We start from the raw sequence: 22,729 nt of genomic DNA on the forward strand, positions 1-22,729 counted from the left end.
TTCGTTCCGGTTGCCGCGGGCGGCCGTGCGGGCCCGCCCGCGGTGCTCACTGGTTGACGCAGGTCGACGCGGCGGTGGCGTCGAGCCAGGGCAGGTCGTGCCCCATGCGGTCCCGCTTGGTGCGCAGGTACCGCAGGTTGTGCTCACCGGCCTGTACGGGCATGGGTTCGCGTCCGGTGATCCCGAGCCCGTGCCGTACGAGCGCGGCGGTCTTGTCCGGGTTGTTGGTCATGAGACGCACACTGCGCACGCCGAGGTCCTGGAGGATCTGTGCGCCCGCCGCGTAGTCCCGTGCGTCGGCGGGCAGGCCCAGTTCGAGGTTGGCGTCGAGGGTGTCGACACCGCGCTCCTGGAGTTCGTACGCGCGCAGCTTGGACAGCAGTCCGATGCCGCGGCCCTCGTGGCCGCGCAGGTAGACGACGACACCGCGGCCCTCGTCGGTGATGCGTTCCATGGAGGCGTGCAGCTGGGGGCCGCAGTCGCAGCGCTGGGACTGGAAGATGTCGCCGGTCAGGCACTCGGAGTGGACGCGGACGAGGACGTCCTCGCCGTCGCCGATGTCGCCGTGGACGAGTGCGACGTGCTCGACGCCGTCGACGGTGGAGCGGTAGCCGTACGCGGTGAAGGCGCCGAAGGAGGTGGGCAGCCGGACCTCGGCCTCGCGGCGGACGGTCGGCTCGGAGCTGCGGCGGTAGGCGATCAGGTCCTCGATGGAGATGATCGTCAGGCCGTGCTTGCGGGCGAACGGCACGAGTTCGGGCAGCCGGAGCATCACCCCGTCCTCGCCGGCGATCTCGACGATCGCGCCGGCGGGGCGCAGTCCGGCGAGCCGGGCCAGGTCGACGGCGGCCTCGGTGTGGCCGTTGCGGACGAGGACTCCGCCGGACCGGGCGCGGAGCGGGAAGACGTGTCCGGGCCGGACGAAGTCACCGGGGCCCGCCCGGCCGCCCGCCAGCATCCGGAGCGTGGTGGCACGGTCGGCGGCGGAGATCCCGGTGGTCACCCCGTGCTCGGCGGAGGCGTCCACGGACACGGTGAAGGCCGTCTGCATCGACTCGGTGTTGTGGGTGACCATCTGCGGGAGTTCGAGGCGTTCCAGCTCGTCGTTCTCCATGGGCGCGCAGATCAGACCGCGGCACTCGCTCATCATGAAGGCGACGATCTCGGGGGTCGCCTTCTCGGCGGCGATGACGAGGTCGCCCTCGTTCTCCCGGTCCTCGTCGTCGACGACCACGACGGGCCGTCCGGCGGCGATGTCGCGGATCGCCTGTGCCACCGGGTCGAGCGAGAGGTCTTCGAGGGGGCGGTCGTGCAGCCAGGTGGGCTGGGCAGTCATGCCGTGGCTCCTTCCAGAGCGGGTGTCCGCGTACGCAGCCACCAGTCGCGCATGCCCCACAGGACGAGGGCGCCGTAGACGACGTAGATGAGACCGGAGAAGGCGAGTCCGCTGTGGAAGTTCAGCGGCACGCCGACGAGGTCGACGAGCAGCCACGCGAACCAGAACTCGACCATGCCGCGGGCCTGGGCCAGCATGGCGACGAGCGTGCCGGCGAAGATGTACGCGTCCGCCCACGGGCTCCAGGAGAGCGAGGGGAAGGCGGTGAAGAGCCCGCCGACCGCGAGGGTTCCGGCGACGGCGCCGCCCAGCAGGTACCCGCGCTCGCGCCAGGTGGCGAAGCGCACGGCGATGGAACCGTCCTGGGCCTGCTGCCTGCCGCGGGTCCACTGCTGCCAGCCCCAGACGGCGACGGCGACGACGATCACCTGCTTCCCGACGCTGCCCGCCTGCTGCACGGAGACGTTCGCCGCGATCAGGACGACGCCGGACAGGAGTTGGGCGGGCCAGGTCCAGACCGAGCGGAGCCAGCCGAGGGCCAGGGCGACCAGGCCGATCGTGTTGCCGATCATGTCCGACCAGATGATGTGCTGCCCGAAGGCGGTGAACGCCTCCGAATTCAGCCAGTCCAGGGCGTTCATGCGACCGGCTCCCCGGGATCCTGCGCCGCCGCCGTGCCGCCGAGCAGCCGCTCGACGTACTTCGCGATGACGTCCACTTCGAGGTTGACCGGGTCGCCGGGCCCCTTGATGCCGAGCGTGGTCAGCGCGAGGGTGGTCGGGATGAGGCTGATGGTGAAGTGGTCGGTGCCCGCGTCGACGACGGTCAGGCTCACGCCGTCGACCGTGATCGAGCCCTTCTCCACCACGTAGCGGGTCAGTTCGGCGGGCAGGGAGATCTTCACGATCTCCCAGTGCTCGGAGACCGTGCGCTCGATGACGCGGCCCGTGCCGTCGACGTGGCCCTGGACGATGTGCCCGCCGAGCCGGCCGCCGAGGGCCATGGGGCGTTCCAGGTTGACCCGGGAGCCGGCCGCCAGCGCGCCGAGGCTGGAGCGGTTGAGCGTCTCCGCCATCACGTCGGCGGTGAACTCGTGTTCGCCGAGGTCCACGACGGTGAGGCAGACGCCGTTGACGGCGATGGAATCGCCGTGCTTGGCGCCTTCGGTGACCACGGGGCCACGCAGTCGGAAGCGGGAGGCGTCGTCGAGCTTCTCGACGGCCGTGACCTCACCCAGTTCTTCGACAATTCCGGTGAACACTCAGTTTCCCTTCCGAGCAGGGACGGGGACGGCGGTGATGCGCAGATCGGGGCCGATACGGACGGTCCCGGTCACGTCGAGGCGCAACGCCTGGGAGATGGTGGAGATTCCGGCGTCGGCGAGGGCCGCCGGGCCCGCGCCGAGGAGGACCGGGGCGAGATAGCCGACGACGGTGTCGACCGCTCCCGCGGCGACGAAGGAGCCGGCCAGGACCGGACCGCCTTCGAGGAGTACGGAGCGGATGCCCCGCTCGTGCAGGGCGGCGAGCAGAGCCGGGATGTCCAGACCGGGGCCGGCGGCGGCGCGTGGCAGGCGCAGCACGGTGTCCTCGGGGAGGTGTGCGCTGTCGGCGTCGTCGGCGACCGCGATCAGGGTGGGCGCCGTGCCGTCGAGGACCCTGGCTCCGGGGCGGACGGCGGTGGCGCCGGTGTCGACGACCACCCGGAGCGGCTGGGTGGCGCCGTCGATGCCGCGTACGCCCAGCTGGGGGTCGTCCGCGCGGACGGTTCCCGAACCGACGACGACGGCGTCGGCCTCGGCCCGCAGCCGGTGGACGTCGGCACGGGACTCGGGCGAGGTGATCCAGCGGCTGGTGGCGTCGGCGGCTGCGATGCGGCCGTCGAGGGTGGCCGCGTACTTCCACAGGACGTGCGGGCGCCCGAGCCGTACCGAGGTGAGCCAGGCGGTGTTACCCGTCTCGGCCTCGTCGGCGAGGAGGCCCCGCTCCACCTGGACGCCCCCGGCTCGCAGGGTGTCCGCACCACCGGTGGCCTGCGGGTTCGGGTCGCCCACGGCGTACACCACCCGGCGGACGCCGGCGGCCAGGAGTGCCTGGGCGCAGGGGCCGGTGCGTCCCGTGTGGTTACAGGGTTCGAGGGTGACGTAGGCGGTACCGCCACGGGCCCGGTGGCCGGCCGCGCGCAGGGCGTGGATCTCCGCGTGCGGCCCTCCGACGCGCTGGTGGAAGCCCTCACCGGCCTGCTGTCCGGTGGCGTCGAGGATGACGCATCCGACGACCGGATTGGGGCTGGTGGAGCCGAGTCCGCGGGCTGCGAGCGTGATCGCCCGCCGCATGGCGTCCATGTCGGCTGCGGTGGCCACCGGGTCCTCCTGCCTCTTCGGGCACGGACTCCGGGGCCTGTCGATGACGACAGATGAAGCGGAACGCAACAGGGAACGCCGCGACCGAGGACACGGATGCAGCCGTCCCGGGAGATCCCGGAACGCATCCGCCGACGGCGGCGTACCTGTGACGGCCCGCCGCGCACTGCCTCCCATCCGGACTTTAACCGTCGGTCCAGGAATCCCACCTGGTCAACCGGCCGCTGGATGCGGACGGGTCGCGGACTATAACCGCCGGTTCGGAATTACACCGACCCCGGAGTGCGCTGCTACTGGTACAGCACACATTGTGCCACGACAGGGCGTGGGCCGAACGAGGTACTTCTGTAACACCGCTCACAGACCGGGTCGCACGGCCGGTTCCCGCGCACGGATGGCCGACCGGTTCGCACGCACAGCCGCCGAGCCTCCGGCGCGGCGGTCACCGCGGTCACCCCGCGCCCGCCCGTCACGCCGGGGACCTGCCGCCTTCCGCCCGGTCCCGGGATGATCCGCCCGGTGCGAACAGCACGTCCTGTGCGGCCTCACGGGCAGCCAGCAGCGCGCCGCGCAGGACCGCGCCGCCGCCCAGGGTCCCGGCCCTGACCTCCGTGCGCAGCGGCGACATGCGGGCGAGCCGCTCCTCGACCCGGGCGGCGAGCGCGTCGCCGCCGGCGCGGCCGACCTCGCCCGCCAGGACGAGGCAGCCGGGGTCGAGCACTGCCACGACGGAGGCGGCGCCGAGCGCGAGGCGGTCGGCGAGGGCCGACAGGAACGCCTCCGCGTCGGGCCCTCCGTCGGCGAGCGCGGCCCGGACGGCGAAAGCGGCGGCGGGGTCCTGCTCAGCCGCCTCCCCCGGGGGCACGCGGACCTTGATGCCGTGGTCGGCGGCCAGGTCGCACACGGCGACGGAGCCCACCAGCGAGTGGAATCCGCCCTCGCAGTTGAGCGCTGAGGGCACCCCTGCGGTTCCGGGCACCGGCAGGAAGCCGATCTCGCCCGCCCCTCCCGAGGCTCCGCGGCGCAGCTTCCCGTCCAGCATCACGGCGGCGCCGACGCCGTGGCCGAGCCAGAGCAGCACGAAGGTGTCGCGGTCCGGGGCGGCGCCGGCGCGGTGCTCGGCGACGGCGGCGAGGTTGGTCTCGTTCTCCACGAGCACGGTCGCGGGCAGCCGCTGCTGGAGCTCCTTCACCAACCCGCGGTGCCAGGCCGGGAGCCCGGTGGTGTCACGGAGCTCGCCGGACACGGGGTCGATCAGGCCGGGGGCACCGATGCCGACGCTGTGCAGCGGGGCCGTGCCCGCACTGCGGGCGGTGCGTTCCAGGAGCGCGACGGCCGCCTCGACGGCCGACTGCGTCCCGGTGCCACCGCCGATGGGCAGGGTGGCCTCGGCGAGCGTGACGCCGAGCAGGTCGGCGACGACCACGCCGACGCTGTCGGTACGTACGTCGAGGGCGGCCAGGTGCGCCCGGTCGGCGACGATCCCGTAGAGCCGGGCGTTGGGGCCCCGCCGGTCCGAACCGCTCTCGCCGACGACCCGGACCAGCCCGGCCTCCTGGAGCCGGTCCACCAGGTCGGCGACCGTGGGGCGGGACAGCCCGGTCCGGGTCTTCAGCTGCGTGGCCGTCAGCGGGCCGTCCTGCTGGAGCAGTCGCAGGGCGAGCCGGTCGTTGATGGCCCGGGCGGTGCTCGGGGATGCGGGCATGCCGGGATCCTTCCAGATCACTGCGGAACCGCCTTCATGCGCTATTTATCAGGCAGGGTTCCTGATAGTTTACGGCGCGCATCGCGAACACGGACGCCGGAGGCACCGGTGAACCGTCACTTCCAGGGGAGGGCACGGCATATGACGACGAAACCCGAGGTCACGGGCTTCGGCACAGAACAGGTCCGACGGGCGCGCTACGCCGTCGCCGCGGTCTTCGCCGTGCACGGCGCGGTCACAGGAAGCTTCGCGACCCGGGTCCCCTGGATCCAGGACCATGCCTCGGTGAGCGCCGGCCAGCTCGGTCTCGCCCTCGCCTTCCCCGCCATCGGCGCCTCGCTGACCATGCCGCTGGCCGGCCGGGTCAGCCACCGGTTCGGCGCCCGTACGGCCCTGCGCGGTCTGCTCGCCCTGTGGACGCTGGCGCTGATCCTGCCCGCGCTGGCCCCGAACCTGGTGACGCTCTGCGCGGCGCTCTTCGTGTACGGGGCGACCGCCGGGATGTCGGACGTGGCGATGAACGCACTGGGCGTCGAGGTCGAGAACCGGCTCGACAAGTCGATCATGTCCGGGCTGCACGGCATGTGGAGCGTGGGCGCCCTGCTCGGTTCGGCGGCCGGCACGGTCGCGGCCCACCTGGGCACCGACGCGCGGCTGCACCACACGATCGCCGCACTGGTCCTCACCGCGCTGGCCCTGGCCGCCTGCCGGAACGTGCTGGACCTGCGCAGCGAGCCGGACGAGGAGCCGCCGCCGCGCTTCACCCTGCCCCCCAGGTCGGCGCTGGTCATCGGCGCGGTGGGCTTCTGCGCGGTGTTCGCCGAGGGGGCCAGCATGGACTGGTCGGCGGTCTACCTCAGGGACATCATGGGCAGTTCCGCCGGGCTCGCCGCGGCGTCCACCACGGCGTTCGCCCTGATGATGGCCATCGCCCGGATCGCCGGCGACCGGGTCGTCGACCGCTTCGGCGCGGTGCGGACCGTACGGGTCAGCGGTCTCCTGGCCACCGTCGGCGGGCTGCTGGTGGTCCTGGCCCCCGGGCCGGCGGCGGCACTCTGCGGCTTCGGGCTGCTCGGGCTGGGCGTCGCGGTCGTCGTACCGCTGGCGTTCGCCGCGGCCGGGCGCAGCGGGGACAACCCGAGCCGGGCCATCGCGGGCGTCGCCACCATCACGTACACCTCCGGGCTCATCGCCCCGTCCGCCGTCGGCTCCCTCGCCGAGGCGACCTCACTGCTCGCGTCGTTCGGTCTGGTGACGGTGCTGGCGTTCGGACTGGTCCTGGGCGCCGGGGTGCTGCGGGCGAGCGACCGCAAGGTCGCGGCGGGGGGCGTGCCCGCGCCGGCCCCGACCGGCAGCCCCACCGGAGGCTGACGGCCGCCCGGGATCGCGGCCCTGCGGCGGACCGTCGTGGGGCCGCACGCGAGGCCACCGCCGTGCGGCACTAACATGGCGCTGATCTTTTTCCGCGGGTGGACACGCGGGTGGACACATGGGATGCCCCTGCCGACCACCTCCGCGGTGCACACCGCACACAGAACAGGGAGCGACCATGGGCGGCCTCGGCGTGCGCTGGACCTTGCACGGCGACGGGAAGACCCCCGCACCGGGGGCTGTCGTGCGCCCCGACGAACGGCTCTCCTGGCCCCGTACCTTCGGGCTCGGCGCCCAGCACGTGGTGGCGATGTTCGGTGCCTCGTTCGTCGCTCCGGTGCTGATGGGCCTGGACCCGAATCTCGCGATCATGATGTCCGGCGTCGCGACCGCCATCTTCCTGCTGGCGACGCGCGGCCGGGTGCCCAGCTATCTCGGGTGCTCGCTCTCCTTCGTGGGGGTGGCCGCCACGATCCGGGCCAGTGGCGGGAGCAGTGCCACCATCACCGGCGCGGTGCTGGTGGTCGGTGCCGTGCTGTTCCTCGTGGGCCTCCTCGTGCAGCGGTTCGGTGCGCGGATCATCCACGCGGCGATGCCTCCCGTGGTCACCGGAGCCGTCGTCATGCTGATCGGCTTCAACCTGGCGCCGGTCACCGCGTCGACGTACTGGCCGCAGGACCAGTGGACGGCCCTGCTGGTGATGCTGTTCACCGGGCTGGCCGTGGTCTGCCTGCGGGGCTTCTTCTCCCGGATCGCGATCTTCCTCGGGCTGGTCTTCGGATACGTCCTGTCCTGGGTGCTCGACCTGGTCCTCGGGAAGATCCACTCCCCGGCCGGCGGAGCAGAGGCCGTCGACCACTGGCGGCTGGACCTGTCCGCCGTGGCGGACGCCGACTGGATCGGGCTGCCGTCCTTCCATGCCCCGGCCTTCGAGTGGTCGGCGATCCTGGTCGCGCTCCCCGTCGTGATCGCCCTGATCGCCGAGAACGCGGGGCACGTGAAGGCCGTGGGCGAGATGACCGGGGACTCGCTCGACGACAAGCTGGGCACCGCCATCGCGGCCGACGGCGCAGCGTCCATGCTGTCCACGGCCGTGGGCGGGCCGCCCAACACCACGTACTCCGAGAACATCGGCGTGATGGCGGCGACCAGGGTCTACTCCACCGCCGCGTACTGGGCCGCCTCCTGCTTCGCACTGCTCTTCGGCCTCTGCCCCAAGTTCGGCGCGGTCGTCGCGGCGATCCCGGGCGGTGTCCTCGGCGGCATCACGGTCATCCTGTACGGCATGATCGGCCTGCTGGGCGCCCAGATCTGGCTGAACGCGAAGGTCGACCTGCGCAACCCGCTCAACCTCGTACCGGCCGCCGCGGGCATCATCATCGGCGTCGGCGGGGTCAGCCTGAAGATCACCGACAACTTCGAGCTGAGCGGTATCGCGCTCGGCACCCTCGTGGTGATCACCGGCTACCACGCGCTGCGGGCGTTCGCCCCGGCGCACCTCAAGACCCAGGAGCCCCTCCTGGACTCGGGCACCTCGGCGTACGACGACGAGACGCCGACCGGGAAGGCCTGACCCCGGACGTTCCCCGTCCGGCGGCCGGGGCGTAGGCGCTGTCCGGGCTGAACGAGCCGGCCGCACCCGTGCAGCCGTCGGACTCCCCCGGCGGTTCCACCCAGAGGTACGCGTCGCCGGTGTTCCGTCCTGCCTCGTGCGCGTACGCCCAGCACGGTGCTTCACCTCCCCCGGCGCCCGGTGTTCGCCCGTTCCGATGAACGCTCCGGCCCGGCGGCTCCGCGGCGAGCCCAGGGCTGGGAACCTGCCCGCATGTCCCAGATCGAGCAGTTCGCAGATCCGGCCGGTCCGGCCGGCAGGGTGACCGGCGTCGGCGCGGTGATCGAGCGGATGCGTACGTTCCGCTCCGCCTGGCCGACCGGCGACGGGGTCGCGGTCTTCAACCAGGTCTATCTGACGGTCACGGAGGCGGTCGGCGGGCGGATCCCGGACGGTGCGTTACCGGACCGGGAGACCGTGTCCGCGCTGGACGTGCGGTTCGCCGAGCACTACCTGGCGGCGGTCGACACGCACGCTTCGGGCGGGCGGGCACCGGACTGCTGGCGGCCGCTGTTCCAGTTCCGGCACCATCCCGGCGTACGTCCACTGCAGTTCGCGCTCGCCGGTATCAATGCGCACATCGGCCACGATCTCGCCCTGGCGGTGGTGGACACCTGCCGCACGCTCGGCTGCGCTCCGGCGGACCTGGAGGAGGAGTTCGACCGGGTGGGCGACCTCCTCGCGATGCTGGAGGAGCGGATCCGCGATGATCTGATGCCGGGTCCCGACCTGCTGGAGATCACCGATCCGCTCACCCATCTGGCGAGCACCTGGAGCCTGGAGCGGGCTCGTGAGGCGTCGTGGTCGGCGGCGCGGCTGCTGTGGCGGCTGCGCGGGGTGCCGCCGCTGGCCGAGGAGTACCGCACCCGGATGGATGCGGGGATCGGCCTGGTGGGGCGCTTTCTGCTCACCCCGTGCCGCTGATACGTTTCGCCGGCCCGGGGGGTGGGGGCACGGGACGACGGCGGCCCCGGAACCCCGGGAACGGCGGTCCCCCGCGCCCCGTGGGCCGGCGCCGGCCCACGGCTCGGTCCCTCCGGCAGTCCGCGCCGGCCACTGCTCAGTCCTCCGGCAGTTCGACCGGGGCGATCTCGTCGAAGACGTCACCGGGACCGGGGTTGGTCGGATCGGTGCTGCCACCGAACTGGCTCATCACGCCCCACACGGCGTTGAGCGCGGTCTGCACCGCGCCCTCGGCCCAGCCCGCCGTCCACGAGATGTCGTCGCCGGCGAGGAACAGGCCCCGCTTGTCGGCGGGAAGGCGGTCCTGCATGAAGTGGGTGAACAGGCGTCGCTGGTAGCGGTAGTGCCCGGGCAGATTGGCCTTGAACGCCCCCATGAAGTAGGGCTCGTTCTCCCAGGAGACGGTGACCGGATTGCCGATGACGTGCTTGCGGATGTCGACGCCGGGATAGATCTCGCCGAGCGACTTGAGCATGACGTCCATGCGCTCGTTGGGTGAGAGCGGCAGCCACTTCAGGCTGTCGTCGCACCAGGTGTAGGACAGGCAGATGACCGCGGGCCGGTCAGGACCCTCGTCCAGGAGGTACGTGCCCCGGGTCATCCGGTCCGTGAGCGTCATCGACATGGTGTCCCGGCCGGTCACCTCGTCCTTGTCCAGCCAGAACGGCCGGTCGACGGGGACGAACAGCTTGGACGACTCCATGTAGTGGGTGCGCTCCATCGCCGTCCAGTGGTCGATCGGGAAGAGTGCGTCGTCGCAGGCGATCTTGGAGAGCAGCAGCCAGGACTGCCCGGTGAAGACCGCGGCGCGGTAGGTGCGGATGTCCCCGGTGGCGTCGGTGACCGTGATGCGGTTCCCCGCCGTGCGGTCGAGCCGGGTCACGGCGGGGCGGGGCTCCCCGTCGTGCAGCGAGGCGAGGGATGTGCCGAGCGGCCAGTGCACGATCTTCTGCGGTTCGCGGTCCCACAGGCGTAGCGGCAGCTGCTGGCTGCCGCCGACGATGCCGCGGTGGTGGTCGTCGGCCTCGGTGTAGACGACCCGGAGGATCTCCAGGATGGAGTTGGGGAAGTCGGTGTCCCAGCCGCCGGTGCCGAAGCCGACCTGGCCGAAGATCTCGCGGTGCCGGAACGACTTGAAGGACTCGGAGGCGCAGAGGAATCCGTAGAAGGTCTGGTTGTCGAGTTTCTCGACGAGCTCCGCCCAGATCTCCCTGATGCGGGGGACGTCACGCTCGCGCATCGCACGGTTCATGTCGGCGAAGTCGGCGCCCTCCTCCAGACAGGCGTTCCAGGCGTTCATGACATCGCGGTAGACCTGGGGCAGGTCGTCGATGGACGTCGCGTAGTGGGATTCTCCCTTGAGGTCGACGACGGTCGACGGGGTGGCGGCGGAGAGCGGGTTCGGGAACGGCCTGGTCTCCAGCCCCACCAGGTCGATGTAGTGCTGCAGCGCCGTGGACGAGGGCGGGAAGCGCATGGCGCCCATCTCCGCGGTCAGCGTGGGGTCGCAGCCCTCGAAGCCGACGGTGCGCAGCCGGCCGCCGATGCGGTCGGCCTCGTAGACGACGGGCTTCAGGCCCATCTTCATGAGTTCGTACGCGGCGATGATCCCGGAGAGCCCGCCGCCGATGACGGCGACCTCGGATCCGTGTTCGGTTGCGGGTATCTGCCCGATGCCGGCGGGGTGGGCGAGGAAGTCGTCGTAGGCGTAGGGGAAGTCCGGCCCGAACATGGTGATCGGCGGCTGCGCGTCGGTGTGCTGGACGGCATTGGGCACCGTGGACGTCATGGGCTGAGGGCTCCTTGGAGGAAGGCGCGGGAGAGGGGAGGGTGCGGAGGGCTCAGACCAGGGAGCCGTACAGACCGGGGCGGCGGTCGGTCAGATACGGGTTGGCGGCGCGCGAGGCACCGAGGAGGCCCGGGTCCACGTCTCCGACGACGAGTTCCTCGCCGCGTCCGGCGCGGGCCCGGACGGCGCCGTCGGGGCCGGCCAGGCAGCTCAGCCCGGTGAACTCGAACTCGCCCTCCGTTCCGGTCCTGTTGACGTAGGCGATGTACATCTGGCTCTCGAACGCGCGGACCGGTACGACGGATTCGGCGACGAACGGGAAGGGGTGCATCAGCGCGGTCGGCACCAGCAGGAGGTCGGTCCCGGCCAGGGCGTGCGCCCGGACGTTCTCCGGGAATTCCACGTCGTAGCAGATCAGCAGGCCGATCCGGACGCCGTCCAGTTCGGTCTGCACCACGGCCTGCTCGCCCGGGGTGAACCATTCCCGTTCGAAACGGCCGAAGAGGTGGGTCTTGCGGTAGCCGGCGAGCGTCGTCCCGTCCGGGCCGATGAGCTGCGCGGCGTTGAAGACCGCCTCGCCCGCGCGCTCCGGGTAGCCGTAGTGGACGGCGATGCCGTGCCGTACGCAGATCTCGGCGACGGCTCGCGCCCCGGGGCCGTCCGCGGGTTCGGCGAGCCCGGCGACGGCGTCGCCGATGGCGTAGCCGGTGAGGAACAGCTCCGGGCAGACCAGCAGCCGGGCACCCGCGGCGGTGGCCCGCCCGGCGGCCTCGTCGAGCGCCGCGAGGTTCTCGTCCGGGGAGCCGGGGCGTCCGGAGCTCTGGAGCAGGGCGGTACGCAACGACGGCATGGCTGACCTCGGGCGGTGCGGGCGGGGGCGGGGACGTTATGACGGTACGGGGCGCCCGTCGGGCCCGACAAGGCGCGAGTGTTGCGCGTGCACCGTCGATCCGTTGCGTGGGACGGCCCCCGGACGGCGATTCGTTGCGCCGCGTGTCCTCGCAGGTCAGGAGGGTGATCTGGGTCTCGGCCCGATGGCTCGCTCGGTCGGCCGTGCACGGGGGGCGGAGCGCGACCGGTGGTCCCGCTCCGTCAGCCCGGTGTGCCGGACGAGTACCTGCGCAGCAGCGGGGACAGGACGAGGACCGACTTGGTCCGCTCGACGTACGGCTCACCCGCGATCCGTTCGAGCACCTGCTCGAAGTGCCGCATGTCGGCGGCGAAGACCTGCACGATCGCGTCGGCCTCCCCCGTCACCGTGGAGGCCGACGCGACCTCCGGGTAGCGGGCCAGGCCCCGCCTGATCGCTTCGGGGGCGGTGTTGCGGCTGCAGTAGATCTCGATGAAGCCCTCGGTCGCCCAGCCGAGCGCCGCCGGGTCGACCCGCACGGTGAAGCCCGTGATGGCGCCGTCGGCGCGCAGCCGGTCCACCCGGCGCTTCACCGCGGGCGCGGAGAGGCCGATGAGGGCGCCGATGTCGGCGTAGGAGCGGCGGGCGTCCTCGGCGAGGGCGTGGACGATGCGTTCGTCGAGGTCGTTCAGGCGCACGTCTGGTGGATCACTTCTCTGCGACGGACGGATTCGGGGGCGGCGCGGGCCGCCCCCGAAGTAGACCATGACGCCCCGCGGGGCGCGCTCACCGCAGAGGGCGCGGCAGGATCAGAAGGGGAACTGCGAGCGGCCGTGCTGCACCGAGATCCACTTCTGGGTGGTGAAGGCCTCGACGGTCGCTTCGCCGTTCAGCCGTCCGAGGCCCGAGTTCTTCTCCCCGCCGAACGGGACGATGGGCTCGTCGTGGACCGTGCCGTCGTTGATGTGGATCATGCCGGTACGGACGCGCTGCCCCACGCGCACGCCGCGTTCGATGTCGCCGGTGTGGACCGCGCCGCTGAGCCCGTACGGGGTGTCGTTGGCGATCCGGACCGCCTCGTCCTCCCCGTCGAAAGGCACCAGGAGTGCCACGGGGCCGAAGATCTCCTGGTGCAGGACGGGGGAATCGGCGGCAAGGCCGGTCAGCACGGACGGGCTCACCACATTGCCCTCGGCGCGGCCGTGCAGCAGCGCCGTGGCGCCGTCGGCCACGGTCTGGTCGACGAGCTTGGACACCGCGTCGGCCTGCGAGGAGTTGATCAGGGGGCCGATCTGGGTCGAGGGGTCGGCCGGGTCACCGACCCGCAGGGAGGCGACCTTGGCGACGAACTTCTCGGTGAACTCCTTCTCGACCGCGCGGTCGACGAGGATCCGGTTGGCGGCCATGCAGACCTGGCCCTGGTGGACGTAGCGGCTGAAGACGGCCGCGTCGACGGCGTAGTCCACGTCCGCGTCGTCGAGGACGATCAGCGCGCTGTTGCCGCCGAGTTCCAGGACGGTCTGCTTGAGGTTCGCCGCGCACACGGTCGCGACGTGGCGCCCCACCTTGTCCGAACCGGTGAAGGAGATGAGCTGCGGAATGGGGTGCTCCAGCAGTGCGTCGCCGATCTCGGCGATGTCGGTGACCACGACGTTCAGCAGCCCGGCGGGCAGCCCGGCGTCCTCGAACACCTTGGCCAGCAGCGTGCCGCCGCAGACGGGGGTGTTCTGGTGCGGCTTGAGGACCACGGCGTTGCCGAGGGCCAGCGCGGGCGCGACCGACTTGAGCGACAGCAGGAAGGGGAAGTTGAAGGGGCTGATGACGCCCACGACGCCGACCGGCACGCGGTAGACGCGGTTCTCCTTGCCCTCGGTGGGCGACGGAAGGAGCTGGCCGGTGGGCCGCAGGGCGAGCTGGACCGCCTCCCGGAGGAACTCCTTGGCCAGGTGCAGCTCGAAGGCGGCCTTCAGCCGGGTACCGCCCAGCTCCGCCACGATCGCGTCGCCGATCTCGGCCTCGCGCTCCTCGACGATGCGCAGCGCCTTCTCCAGGACGGCGCGGCGGGCGTACGGGTTGGTGTCCGCCCACGCCGGCTGGGCCTGCTCGGCCGCCCGGTAGGCCTGGTCCACCTCGTCGGCCGTGGCGACGGTGATCGACGCGAGCTTCTCCCCGTTGTACGGATTGAAGTCGATGATGTCCCAGGACCCCTTTCCCGGCCTCCACTCGCCGTCGATGTACTGATGGGCCAGGTCGGTGAAGAAGGAGGACATGAGATCCCTTACCGCAGAGAGGCAGGCAGCTGATTGCTGTTCATATTACTTACAGTGCAACCGAGTTGAAGGCGAAAAGAAACGCTCAGCGATTGACTACAAACGAACGCATGCGGCCATCCGCTCTCCCTGCACACGCAGGTGCCCCTCCCGGAGCGAACACCCGGGAGGGGCACCGATGGCCAAGGACCGCGGGGTCAGTTCCAGCTGGCGTGCAGCGGCTTGCCCTCCGCGTACCCTGCGGCGCTCTGCACACCGACGATCGCCTTCTCGGCGAACTCCTCGAGCGAGGCGGCGCCCGCGTAGGTGCAGGAGGAGCGGACACCGGCGATGATCGAGTCGACCAGGTCCTCCACCCCGGGCCGGGCCGGGTCCAGGAACATGCGCGACGTGGAGATGCCCTCCTCGAACAGCCCCTTGCGGGCGCGGTCGTAGGCGGACTCCTCCGACGTGCGGTTCTTCACCGCGCGCGCCGAGGCCATGCCGAAGGACTCCTTGTACCAGCGGCCGTCGGCGGACTGCTGGAGGTCGCCGGGCGACTCGTACGTCCCGGCGAACCAGGATCCGATCATCACGTTCGACGCACCGGCGGCGAGCGCCATGGCGACGTCGCGCGGGTGCCGGACGCCGCCGTCGGCCCAGACGTGCTTGCCGTGCTTCCTCGCCTCGGCGGCGCACTCCAGCACGGCCGAGAACTGGGGCCTGCCGACTCCGGTCATCATCCGGGTGGTGCACATCGCACCGGGGCCGACACCGACCTTGACGATGTCGGCGCCCGCCTCGATCAGGTCGCGCACGCCCTCGGCGGCCACGACGTTGCCCGCGACGACCGGCACCCCGGGGTCGAGCGCCCGTACCGCGGCGACCGCCTTGAGCATGGATTCCTGGTGGCCGTGCGCGGTGTCCACGACGAGGGTGTCGGCGCCCGCGGCGATGAGCTGCGCGGCCTTTCCGGCGACATCGCCGTTGATGCCGACGGCGGCGGCGATGCGCAGCCTGCCGCCGGTGTCCGTCGCCGGGGTGTAGAGGGTGGCGCGCAGTGCGGCCTTCCGGGTGAGGATGCCGACGAGCCGGCCGTCCGCGTCGACCGCGGGGGCGAGCTTGCGGTTGGCGCCGTCGAGCTTGTTGAACGCGTCCCTGGGGTCGATGTCCGCGTCGAGCAGCACCAGGTCCCTGGACATGACCTCGGACAGCTGGGTGAATCGGTCCACGCCGGTCAGGTCGTGGTCGGTGACGACGCCGACGGGCCGGTACTCCGCGTCCACGACGACGCCCGCACCGTGGGCCCGCTTGTGCAGCAGGGACAGGGCGTCGGCGACGGTCTGGCCCGGGGCCAGCACGATCGGCGTGTCCAGCACGAGGTGGCGCGTCTTGACCCAGCCGATGACCTCGGTGACGACCTCGATCGGAATGTCCTGCGGAATGACGACCAGCCCGCCCCGCCGGGCGACGGTTTCAGCCATTCGGCGGCCCGCGATCGCCGTCATGTTGGCGACGACGAGAGGAATAGTGGTCCCGGTGCCGTCGGGCGAGGAGAGATCCACGGCCTGCCGGGAGCCGACTGCGGAACGTCCGGGAACCATGAAGACATCGTCGTACGTGAGGTCGTAGGGGACCGAGGGGGAGGCCGAGTGATGACCAGTGCCGGGCTCAAGAAAACGCATAACACTCATTTTTTCATACGAAACGGTGCAGGTCGTTTCCACGAAGACACAGCAATGGACCCCGGCATTGGTTCGTTCCTCCAAGGAGGAGCTCGGGGTCCGGGCAAGTGGAACCTGCCTTACCTGCAGACCCTACCCGAACAGGATTCAACCATTCACGATCACTATCCCTGGACCGGGTGACGGAGGGTCAGGTAGCTTGAAAATTTGCAGGCCGCCGTGGTATCCCCCACACCACTGATGAGCGCCAGGAACACCCGCAACACGTTCGACCGGAGAGGATCCAGATCCGCCTGTGGAGAGTGAACTGCCGGACATCTACTGCCCGTTCCCGCAACGGAGCAATCCGCATGTGGGGCACACCCGTGAACACCTCACCACGTGGACACGACAGACCGGACTGGTACACCGCGAGTCCGCCAGGGACCGTTTCGAACAGGCCGACTTCGGCGCGTTCGTCGGAATGGTCTATCCGACGGCGAATGCCGAGCACCTCGACCTGGTCGCCGACTGGTTCGTCTGGCTCTTCCTCGTCGACGACCAGCTGGACGACGGGCACCTGGGCCGGAGCCCTGAGCGAATACAGGACGTGGTGGCACGGATGCGCGCCGTCGTGGAGGGCACCGTTCCCGGCCCGTGGCCGGGCGAGGAGCTCCCCACCGCCGTCGTCGCACTGGCCGACCTGTGGGAACGTACGGTTCCCCGGGCCGCCCCGCACTGGCGCACCCGCTTCGCATGGCACCTCATGACGTATCTGACGACTGCCACCACCTGGGAGGCGGGCAACCGGGCCGACGACGTGGTGCCGTCCGAGGCGACGTACATCGCCAAGCGCCGGCACACCGGGGCGATCCATGTGTGCATGGACCTGATCGAGATCGTCGCGGGCATCGAGGCACCGGAGTCGCTGCACAACGACCCCCGGTTCATCACGGCGCTGGAGGCGTCCTGCAACGTCGTGTGCTGGGCCAACGACGTCTACTCCTTCGAGAAGGAGCAGGTGCTCGGGGAGATCCACAACCTCGTGCACCTGGTCCGCCACCACCGCGGCTACGGGGAGCGGCAGGCGCTCGAACACGTCTGTGCCGAGATCGCCGCCGAGACCGAGCGGTTCCTGGGGGCCGAGGCCGAGCTCCTCGGCACGTATCCGCAGCTGTCCGGCATGCTCGCTCCGTACCTCGACGGGATGCGGAGCTGGATGCGCGGCAATCTGGACTGGTCGCGGCAGACGCCCCGCTACAACCCGGCCGACGTCAGCCAGTACGCGCAGCCCGGTGAGTACCTGGAGGAGACGGTCCTCGGCGTGGCCGCCGAGCACGCGGCACCGGCGAAGGACCCGGCCGAGGCGCGCCGGAGCTGAGCACGACGGAGGCCGGGCACCGCGTGCGGTGCCCGGCCTCCGTCGTGTCGTGGTCCGCGCGGTCAGGCGTCGGGGTCCGCCCGCTCCAGCGCCGGGCGCTGTCCGGCGGGGGACTCCGTCAGGAGGTAGTCGGCGGCCGCCGTGTCCGTGACGAGGCTGGTGACGAGACCGGAGCGCAGCACGGCACCGATGGCCGCCGCCTTGCGCTGTCCGCCCGCGATGGCCACCACCTCGGCGATCCGGCGCAGCCGGTCCGCCTCCACGGTGATGCACCGCTCGCCCAGGTCCCGGCCGACCCGCCGCCCGTCGGAGTCGAAGAGGTGTGCGGACATCTCCGCCGCCACGCCGAGCGACGCGTAGTGGGCCCGCTCCTCGTCCGAGAGCATGTCGTGGACGGTGGAGATGCCCGGTTCCCAGGAACCGATCGAGACCGCGGCGACCGTCACCTTGTCGAAGTACTCGAAGGCGCGGGCGATGCCCGTCTGATGCCGCAGTGCCGCCGCCGTCGCCGGATCGGGCAGCAGCATCGGGGCGTAGATCGGGTGCGCCTCGCCGCCCGACACCTGGGCCGCGCGGCGGACCGCCTCGACCGAACCGCGCTCGGCCGTCCCGGCGTCGTAGACCCCGGTCAGCTGCACGACCGTGCAGGGCGGCAGACGGTCGAGCGCCGCCGCCATGTGGATGGTGGACCGGCCCCAGGCCAGGCCCAGCACATCGCCCTCGTTCACCAGCTCGCCGAGCAGGTCGGCCGCGACCTCACCGAGGTTCTCCGGATCGGCGGCGTCGTCCTGCTCCTCCGCCGGGGACTCGACCACGACCGCGTGCCGCAGGCCGTAGCGGGCCCGGAGCGCGTCCGACCGCTCCGCGTCCAGTTCCGCCGGAACCCGGATCTCGATGCGTACGAGATCACGTTCGAGGGCCGTCTCCAGGACCCGGGCCACCTTGAAGCGGCTCACGCCGAACTCCTCGGCGATCTGGATCTTCGACTTTCCCTCGAGGTAGAACCGGCGGGCCATGGCCGCCGCCTGGACCAGCTCCGCGGGTCCCATCCGCATGGCTGACCGACCCGCCGAGATGCCAGACACCGCGATCTCCTCACTGCTGTTCACGCGATCCGTACGCCGACCATCCTGTCAGATGCGGCGATCATTGATCCGGCCCGTCGGGCCGCGTTCATCCGACCTTTGTTCAGTGGCCGCACGCCCAGGGGGCGGCGGCGGTGGCCGCGTCCGCCTGGGCGCGCAGTGCCCGCACCGCCTCGGCCGGGTCCTCGGCCCCGTACACCGCCGATCCGGCGACGAAGACGTCCGCGCCGGCCTCGGCGCACCGCTCGATGGTGGTGGCCGAGACACCGCCGTCGACCTGGAGCCACAGCTCCAGGCCGTGCTTGGAGATCAGCTCACGGGTACGGCGGATCTTCGGCAGCATGATGTCGAGGAACGCCTGGCCGCCGAAGCCGGGCTCCACCGTCATGATCAGCAGCATGTCGAGCTCGGGGAGCAGGTCCTCGTACGGCTCGATGGGGGTGGCGGGCCTGAGCGCCATCGAGGCGCGCGCCCCCTTCGCCCTGATCTCCCTGGCGAGCCGGACGGGCGCCGCCGCGGCCTCCGCGTGGAAGGTGACGGAGCCCGCGCCGGCCTCGACGTACTGCGGTGCCCAGCGGTCCGCGTCCTCGATCATCAGGTGGCAGTCCAGCGGGGTGTCCGTGGCCCTGCTCAGCGCTTCCACGACGGGCACGCCGAGCGTCAGGTTCGGGACGAAGTGGTTGTCCATGACATCGACATGGAGCCAGTCCGCGCCTTCGACGGCCTTCGCCTCCTCGGCGAGACGCGCGAAGTCCGCGGACAGAATGCTGGGGTTGATCTGGGCCATGCACCCAAGCCTGCCATGCCCGGCGCCACTTCCTCGCCCCGGTGCGCCCCAAAGCCTCACGGGATCATTACGGTTCGTGCATTCCCGGCGTTTTCGCCCCGCGATTCCGTCCTCCGGTCCTCGGCCGCTGCCGGGGGCCGGGGCCGGGTCGTCCGGTGTACGGAGTGACCGGCCCTCGTGACGTCCCCACGCGATCCGCAGACGAGCCGGCCCGGCGGGCCCGGCGGGCGGGGGTGCCGGACCCGGCGTGGTGGGCCGGAGGACCCCGGCGGGCGGGGCCACCGGGTCCGGCGCGCCCGCCCGGTCCGTACCAGGGCGCGGACAGCCTCTGGTGCCCGCCCTGAGGCTGTGTTAGAAACTCCCCGTGATCAGCGACCAGTTCCTGAAGGAGCGCCTCAGCATCGATCTCTGCCGTGTGACCAGCTGCTCCTGTTGAGCCTGGCCCGGCAGCGCTGAGCGCTACCAGAACTGTGCGGCGTCGTCCGCCCGCCTTCCGGCCGCCCCTCGGGTGAGCCGGCGGTCTCCCTCCAGAACCCTGTCCGCGAACCGGACCTGACGGTCGCCGTCCGCGTCCGGCCCACCGGCCGCACGTTCTGCGGGGATTCCTCCCCCTCGCCCGCGGACGACTGCCGTCCGCCCGGCGTTCCCCTGCCCGTCCCTGTCCCGGCCCGGTCCGCCCCTCCGGCGGACCGGTGCCGCGGCACCTCCCGACGGAGTCCGCCATGACCACGCCCACCACCACGGAAAAGCGGCCGGCCGACCCGGCGCTCTCCGCCGGACCCGCTCCCGCGCCCCCGCCACGCCGCCGCTCCCCGGAGCGGGCCGCGCGGCTGCGCAGGGTGGGACTGCGGCTGCTCGCGCTGGCCGTGCTGCTCGCCCTGTGGCAGCTCGTCACCGCCCTGCGCCTGTGGTCGCCGTTGCTGGTGCCGCCGCCGTCGGCCGTCTGGGACGCGCTCGTCCAGACGTCCGGCACCCATGACGGGGTGCGCGGCTACCAGGGCCACACCCTGATCGAACATCTGGGCATCAGCCTGCGCCGGATCGCGATCGGTGCGGGCGCCGGTGTCCTCGCCGGGCTGGTGGCCGGGGTGCTGATGGGCACGCTGCCATGGGTGCGGGTGGTGTTCGAACCGGCGGTGGCCTTCCTGCGGACCCTGCCGCCGCTCGCCTACTTCAGTCTGCTGATCATCTGGTTCGGCATCGACGAGGCGCCCAAGCTGTGGCTGCTGGCGATCGCCGCCATGCCGCCCGTGGCCGTGGCCACCGCGTCCGCCGTCGCCTCCGCGCCCGCCTCGCTGGTGGAGGCCGCACGGGCCATCGGGGCGCGCCGTTCGCAGGTGGTGGCCTCCGTCGTCCTGCCGTCCGCGCTGCCGGAGATCCTGGTCGGCGTGCGCCTCGCGTTCGGGATCGCCTACTCCTCGGTGGTCGCCGCCGAGACCGTCAACGGGCTGCCCGGCATCGGCGGCCTGATCCGTGACGCGCAGCGCTACAACCAGTCCGACGTCGTCGTCCTCGGCCTCTTCGCGATCGGCGTCTCCGGACTGCTGATCGACGCGCTGCTGCGGGGCGCCGAGAACCGGCTCGCGCCCTGGCGCCGGCTGTCGTGACCCTTCTGCCCCGCCTCCCCGCCTCCTTTCCGCACTCCCTCCCCAGCGATCAACGAACGAAGGACCATGCCATGTCCGGAACACGCGGTCTGCGCCGCACCTCCCTGCTCGTCGCGGCTCTGGGAGCACTGGTCGTCGTCACCGCCTGCGGTTCCGGCGGTGGCGGGGGCGGTGACGACGGGGGCGACGGGGGCGACGGCAGGACGATCCGGATCGCCTACCAGGCCTTCCCCAGCGGCGACTTGATCGTGAAGGAGAAGGGTCTGCTGGAGAAGGCCCTGCCGGACCACACGATCAAGTGGATCAAATTCGACTCCGGCGCGACCATCAACACCGCCTTCGTCGCGGGCTCGGTCGATCTGGCCGCGATCGGTTCGAGCCCGGTGGCGCGCGGCCTGTCCGAGCCGTTGAACATCCCGTACAAGGTCACGTGGGTGCTGGACGTCGCCGGTGACAACGAGGGGCTGGTGGCCCGTGACGGCTCCGGCGTCGAGGACGTCGAGGACCTGGCCGGCCGCAAGGTCGCCACCCCCTTCAGCTCCACCTCGCACTACAGCCTGCTCGCCGCGCTCGACAGGTCGGGCGTGGACGCGTCGAAGGTGCAGCTGCTCGACCTCGAACCGCAGGACATCGTCGCGGCCTGGTCGCGCGGGGACATCGACGCGGCCTACGTCTGGCTCCCCACGCTCGACGAGCTCGGGAAGACCGGGAAGACCCTGGTCTCCAGCCGGGAACTGGCCGCGGCCGGCAAGCCCACGCTCGACCTGGGGGTGGCGTCCACCGCCTTCATAGAGAAGCAGCCCGAGGTCATCACCGCCTGGCGCAAGGCCCAGGCCCAGGCACTGGACCTGATCCACGACGACCCGTCGGCCGCCGCCGAGGCCGTCGGCAGGCAGCTCGGGATCAGCCCGCAGGACGCCGCCGCCCAGCTGAAGCAGGGCATCTTCCTCAAGCCCGCCGACCAGTCCGACGCCAAGTGGCTGGGCCGCCCGGGCCGGGTCGGCGGTCTGGCGGAGAACCTGCGGAGCGCAGCGGAGTTCCTGGCGGGCCAGAAGCAGATCCCGGCCGCGCCGGAACTCACGGAGCTGGAGAAGGCCGTGTACGTGGAAGGGCTGAGCGATGCCGTCACCGGATGACCGCCGGACAGGTGCCCGGGAAGCCGGTCCGGCCGGGGCCGGGGCCGCTCCGTCGGACGTCACGCCCGCCGTGGCCGTACGCGAGGTGACCCACCGCTACGGTCGCGGCGCGGACGCCGTGACCGCCCTCGGCCCCCTGTCGCTCGACATCCCCGCCGGCGAGTTCCTGGTGCTCGTGGGCCCGTCCGGGAGCGGGAAGAGCACACTCCTGCGGCTGATCGCCGGCTTCGAACACGCCTCCTCCGGCGAAGTCACCGTGCACGGCCGGACGCCGGAACCGGGACGTCAGGCAGGAGTCGTCTTCCAGCAGCCCCGGCTGTTCCCCTGGCGCACGGTCGGAGAGAACATCGCCCTGGCGCTGCGCTACGCCGGAGTCCCCCGGGCCGAACGCCCCGCCCGCGTCGAGGAGCTCCTGGAGCGGGTCGGGCTGGCCGGTACCGCACGCCGCAGGACCTGGCAGATATCGGGGGGCCAGCAGCAGCGGGTGGCCATCGCCCGGGCCCTGGCCGGCGGCAAGGACCTGCTGCTGCTCGACGAGCCGTTCGCCGCCCTGGACGCACTCACGCGTGAACGGCTCCAGGAGGACCTGCGGACGGTCAGCTCCCGGACCGGGATCACCTCGGTCTTCGTCACGCACAGCGTGGACGAGGCCGTCTTCCTCGGCACCCGTGCCGTCGTCCTGAGCGCCGGTCCGGGCACCGTCGCGCTGGACGTCCCCATCCCCCTCCCCCGTACCGGGAGTGAGGACCCGGACGGGCTGCGGGGGCTGCCCGAGTACGCCGCGCTGCGCGCCGAGATCGGCGCGGCGGTACGCGACGCGGCCCGCTGAACC

19 protein-coding genes and 1 riboswitch are annotated in these 22,729 nt (G+C 71.7%); of the genes, 7 read left to right on the forward strand and 12 right to left on the reverse strand.

The window, feature by feature from the left end; translation table 11 throughout:
- Nucleotides 1–46: 46 nt before the first annotated feature.
- The 5 genes from OG927_RS04830 to OG927_RS04850 all read right to left on the reverse strand — a co-directional run bounded on the left by OG927_RS04830 (nucleotide 47) and on the right by OG927_RS04850 (nucleotide 5,403).
- Nucleotides 47–1,336, reverse strand: a complete 1,290-nt coding sequence (locus tag OG927_RS04830; protein ID WP_056787167.1) for a bifunctional 3,4-dihydroxy-2-butanone-4-phosphate synthase/GTP cyclohydrolase II — start codon at nucleotides 1,334–1,336, stop codon at nucleotides 47–49.
- Nucleotides 1,333–1,977, reverse strand: a complete 645-nt coding sequence (locus OG927_RS04835; protein ID WP_124282945.1) for a nicotinamide mononucleotide transporter family protein — start codon at nucleotides 1,975–1,977, stop codon at nucleotides 1,333–1,335. Before OG927_RS04835 ends, OG927_RS04830 begins: the two co-directional genes overlap by 4 nt.
- On the reverse strand, nucleotides 1,974–2,597 hold the full coding sequence (locus OG927_RS04840; RefSeq protein WP_056787161.1) for a riboflavin synthase: 624 nt from the start codon (nucleotides 2,595–2,597) through the stop codon (nucleotides 1,974–1,976). The genes OG927_RS04835 and OG927_RS04840 overlap by 4 nt, the downstream gene beginning before the upstream one ends.
- Nucleotides 2,598–3,698, reverse strand: coding sequence for a bifunctional diaminohydroxyphosphoribosylaminopyrimidine deaminase/5-amino-6-(5-phosphoribosylamino)uracil reductase RibD (ribD, locus tag OG927_RS04845; RefSeq protein ID WP_330319766.1), 1,101 nt, complete (start codon nucleotides 3,696–3,698; stop codon nucleotides 2,598–2,600). It abuts the gene before it with no gap.
- 159 nt (nucleotides 3,699–3,857) lie between these two features.
- A riboswitch (FMN riboswitch) is annotated at nucleotides 3,858–3,988 on the reverse strand.
- A 179-nt stretch (nucleotides 3,989–4,167) separates the two neighbouring features.
- On the reverse strand, nucleotides 4,168–5,403 hold the full coding sequence (locus OG927_RS04850) for an ROK family transcriptional regulator (protein ID WP_330319767.1): 1,236 nt from the start codon (nucleotides 5,401–5,403) through the stop codon (nucleotides 4,168–4,170).
- A 141-nt stretch (nucleotides 5,404–5,544) separates the two neighbouring features.
- On the opposite strand from OG927_RS04850, the gene OG927_RS04855 reads away from it, so the two are divergent.
- The 3 genes from OG927_RS04855 (at nucleotide 5,545) to OG927_RS04865 (ending at nucleotide 9,310) form a co-directional block, all read left to right on the forward strand.
- Entirely contained in the window at nucleotides 5,545–6,774 is a 1,230-nt protein-coding gene (locus OG927_RS04855; protein WP_056787154.1) for an MFS transporter, read from the forward strand.
- A gap of 178 nt (nucleotides 6,775–6,952) precedes the next feature.
- Entirely contained in the window at nucleotides 6,953–8,347 is a 1,395-nt protein-coding gene (locus OG927_RS04860) for a uracil-xanthine permease family protein (RefSeq protein WP_056787149.1), read from the forward strand.
- A 252-nt stretch (nucleotides 8,348–8,599) separates the two neighbouring features.
- The gene (locus OG927_RS04865; protein WP_330319768.1) at nucleotides 8,600–9,310 is read left to right on the forward strand and encodes a DUF5995 family protein; all 711 of its coding nucleotides are present in this window, start codon (nucleotides 8,600–8,602) and stop codon (nucleotides 9,308–9,310) included.
- Nucleotides 9,311–9,446: 136 nt separating this feature from the next.
- Here the strand turns inward: OG927_RS04865 and OG927_RS04870 are convergent, their stop codons facing one another.
- From OG927_RS04870 to OG927_RS04890, 5 genes are all read right to left on the reverse strand, one after another.
- Entirely contained in the window at nucleotides 9,447–11,138 is a 1,692-nt protein-coding gene (locus tag OG927_RS04870) for a flavin monoamine oxidase family protein (protein WP_124282942.1), read from the reverse strand.
- 52 nt (nucleotides 11,139–11,190) lie between these two features.
- Complete coding sequence (locus OG927_RS04875; protein ID WP_056787138.1) at nucleotides 11,191–11,988, reverse strand: carbon-nitrogen hydrolase family protein; 798 nt, start codon at nucleotides 11,986–11,988, stop codon at nucleotides 11,191–11,193.
- A 242-nt stretch (nucleotides 11,989–12,230) separates the two neighbouring features.
- A complete protein-coding gene (locus tag OG927_RS04880; RefSeq protein WP_056787134.1) occupies nucleotides 12,231–12,686 on the reverse strand; it encodes an Lrp/AsnC family transcriptional regulator in 456 nt (151 codons plus the stop codon).
- 111 nt (nucleotides 12,687–12,797) lie between these two features.
- Nucleotides 12,798–14,258 (reverse strand): aldehyde dehydrogenase family protein, encoded by a 1,461-nt coding sequence (locus tag OG927_RS04885; protein WP_330319769.1) that lies wholly within the window; start codon nucleotides 14,256–14,258, stop codon nucleotides 12,798–12,800.
- Between the two features lie 197 nt (nucleotides 14,259–14,455).
- Nucleotides 14,456–15,922 (reverse strand): GuaB1 family IMP dehydrogenase-related protein, encoded by a 1,467-nt coding sequence (locus OG927_RS04890; RefSeq protein ID WP_056787126.1) that lies wholly within the window; start codon nucleotides 15,920–15,922, stop codon nucleotides 14,456–14,458.
- Nucleotides 15,923–16,217: 295 nt separating this feature from the next.
- Here OG927_RS04890 and OG927_RS04895 point away from each other — a divergent pair, with 295 nt between their 5' ends.
- Entirely contained in the window at nucleotides 16,218–17,282 is a 1,065-nt protein-coding gene (locus OG927_RS04895; protein ID WP_056787122.1) for a terpene synthase family protein, read from the forward strand.
- 62 nt (nucleotides 17,283–17,344) lie between these two features.
- On the opposite strand, the gene OG927_RS04900 is transcribed toward OG927_RS04895, so the two are convergent.
- Together OG927_RS04900 and rpe are read right to left on the reverse strand one after the other, a co-directional pair.
- Complete coding sequence (locus OG927_RS04900) at nucleotides 17,345–18,331, reverse strand: sugar-binding transcriptional regulator (RefSeq protein WP_199862748.1); 987 nt, start codon at nucleotides 18,329–18,331, stop codon at nucleotides 17,345–17,347.
- A gap of 139 nt (nucleotides 18,332–18,470) precedes the next feature.
- Nucleotides 18,471–19,154 (reverse strand): ribulose-phosphate 3-epimerase, encoded by a 684-nt coding sequence (gene rpe, locus OG927_RS04905; protein WP_056787113.1) that lies wholly within the window; start codon nucleotides 19,152–19,154, stop codon nucleotides 18,471–18,473.
- Between the two features lie 722 nt (nucleotides 19,155–19,876).
- Between rpe and OG927_RS04910 the strand changes: the two genes are divergently transcribed.
- The 3 genes from OG927_RS04910 to OG927_RS04920 all read left to right on the forward strand — a co-directional run bounded on the left by OG927_RS04910 (nucleotide 19,877) and on the right by OG927_RS04920 (nucleotide 22,726).
- Complete coding sequence (locus OG927_RS04910; RefSeq protein WP_056787108.1) at nucleotides 19,877–20,761, forward strand: ABC transporter permease; 885 nt, start codon at nucleotides 19,877–19,879, stop codon at nucleotides 20,759–20,761.
- 71 nt (nucleotides 20,762–20,832) lie between these two features.
- A complete protein-coding gene (locus OG927_RS04915; protein WP_209470900.1) occupies nucleotides 20,833–21,897 on the forward strand; it encodes a taurine ABC transporter substrate-binding protein in 1,065 nt (354 codons plus the stop codon).
- Nucleotides 21,881–22,726 (forward strand): ABC transporter ATP-binding protein, encoded by an 846-nt coding sequence (locus OG927_RS04920; RefSeq protein ID WP_056787103.1) that lies wholly within the window; start codon nucleotides 21,881–21,883, stop codon nucleotides 22,724–22,726. The genes OG927_RS04915 and OG927_RS04920 overlap by 17 nt, the downstream gene beginning before the upstream one ends.
- Nucleotides 22,727–22,729 lie beyond the last annotated feature (3 nt).

The organism is Streptomyces clavifer (assembly GCF_036345975.1).
GTDB lineage: Bacteria > Actinomycetota > Actinomycetes > Streptomycetales > Streptomycetaceae > Streptomyces > Streptomyces clavifer.

What these genes read in the sequence shown, in the direction of transcription:
- OG927_RS04885 (WP_330319769.1), bottom strand. Translation starts at nt 14,258, where the DNA reads ATGTCCTCCTTCTTCACCGACCTGGCCCATCAGTACATCGACGGCGAG.
- OG927_RS04850 (WP_330319767.1), bottom strand. Translation starts at nt 5,403, where the DNA reads ATGCCCGCATCCCCGAGCACCGCCCGGGCCATCAACGACCGGCTCGCC.
- OG927_RS04860 (WP_056787149.1), top strand. Translation starts at nt 6,953, where the DNA reads ATGGGCGGCCTCGGCGTGCGCTGGACCTTGCACGGCGACGGGAAGACC.
- OG927_RS04890 (WP_056787126.1), bottom strand. Translation starts at nt 15,922, where the DNA reads ATGCGTTTTCTTGAGCCCGGCACTGGTCATCACTCGGCCTCCCCCTCG.
- OG927_RS04830 (WP_056787167.1), bottom strand. Translation starts at nt 1,336, where the DNA reads ATGACTGCCCAGCCCACCTGGCTGCACGACCGCCCCCTCGAAGACCTC.
- OG927_RS04835 (WP_124282945.1), bottom strand. Translation starts at nt 1,977, where the DNA reads ATGAACGCCCTGGACTGGCTGAATTCGGAGGCGTTCACCGCCTTCGGG.
- OG927_RS04870 (WP_124282942.1), bottom strand. Translation starts at nt 11,138, where the DNA reads ATGACGTCCACGGTGCCCAATGCCGTCCAGCACACCGACGCGCAGCCG.
- OG927_RS04865 (WP_330319768.1), top strand. Translation starts at nt 8,600, where the DNA reads ATGTCCCAGATCGAGCAGTTCGCAGATCCGGCCGGTCCGGCCGGCAGG.
- OG927_RS04875 (WP_056787138.1), bottom strand. Translation starts at nt 11,988, where the DNA reads ATGCCGTCGTTGCGTACCGCCCTGCTCCAGAGCTCCGGACGCCCCGGC.
- rpe (WP_056787113.1), bottom strand. Translation starts at nt 19,154, where the DNA reads ATGGCCCAGATCAACCCCAGCATTCTGTCCGCGGACTTCGCGCGTCTC.
- OG927_RS04910 (WP_056787108.1), top strand. Translation starts at nt 19,877, where the DNA reads ATGACCACGCCCACCACCACGGAAAAGCGGCCGGCCGACCCGGCGCTC.
- OG927_RS04900 (WP_199862748.1), bottom strand. Translation starts at nt 18,331, where the DNA reads ATGGGACCCGCGGAGCTGGTCCAGGCGGCGGCCATGGCCCGCCGGTTC.
- OG927_RS04855 (WP_056787154.1), top strand. Translation starts at nt 5,545, where the DNA reads ATGACGACGAAACCCGAGGTCACGGGCTTCGGCACAGAACAGGTCCGA.
- OG927_RS04915 (WP_209470900.1), top strand. Translation starts at nt 20,833, where the DNA reads ATGTCCGGAACACGCGGTCTGCGCCGCACCTCCCTGCTCGTCGCGGCT.
- OG927_RS04920 (WP_056787103.1), top strand. Translation starts at nt 21,881, where the DNA reads ATGCCGTCACCGGATGACCGCCGGACAGGTGCCCGGGAAGCCGGTCCG.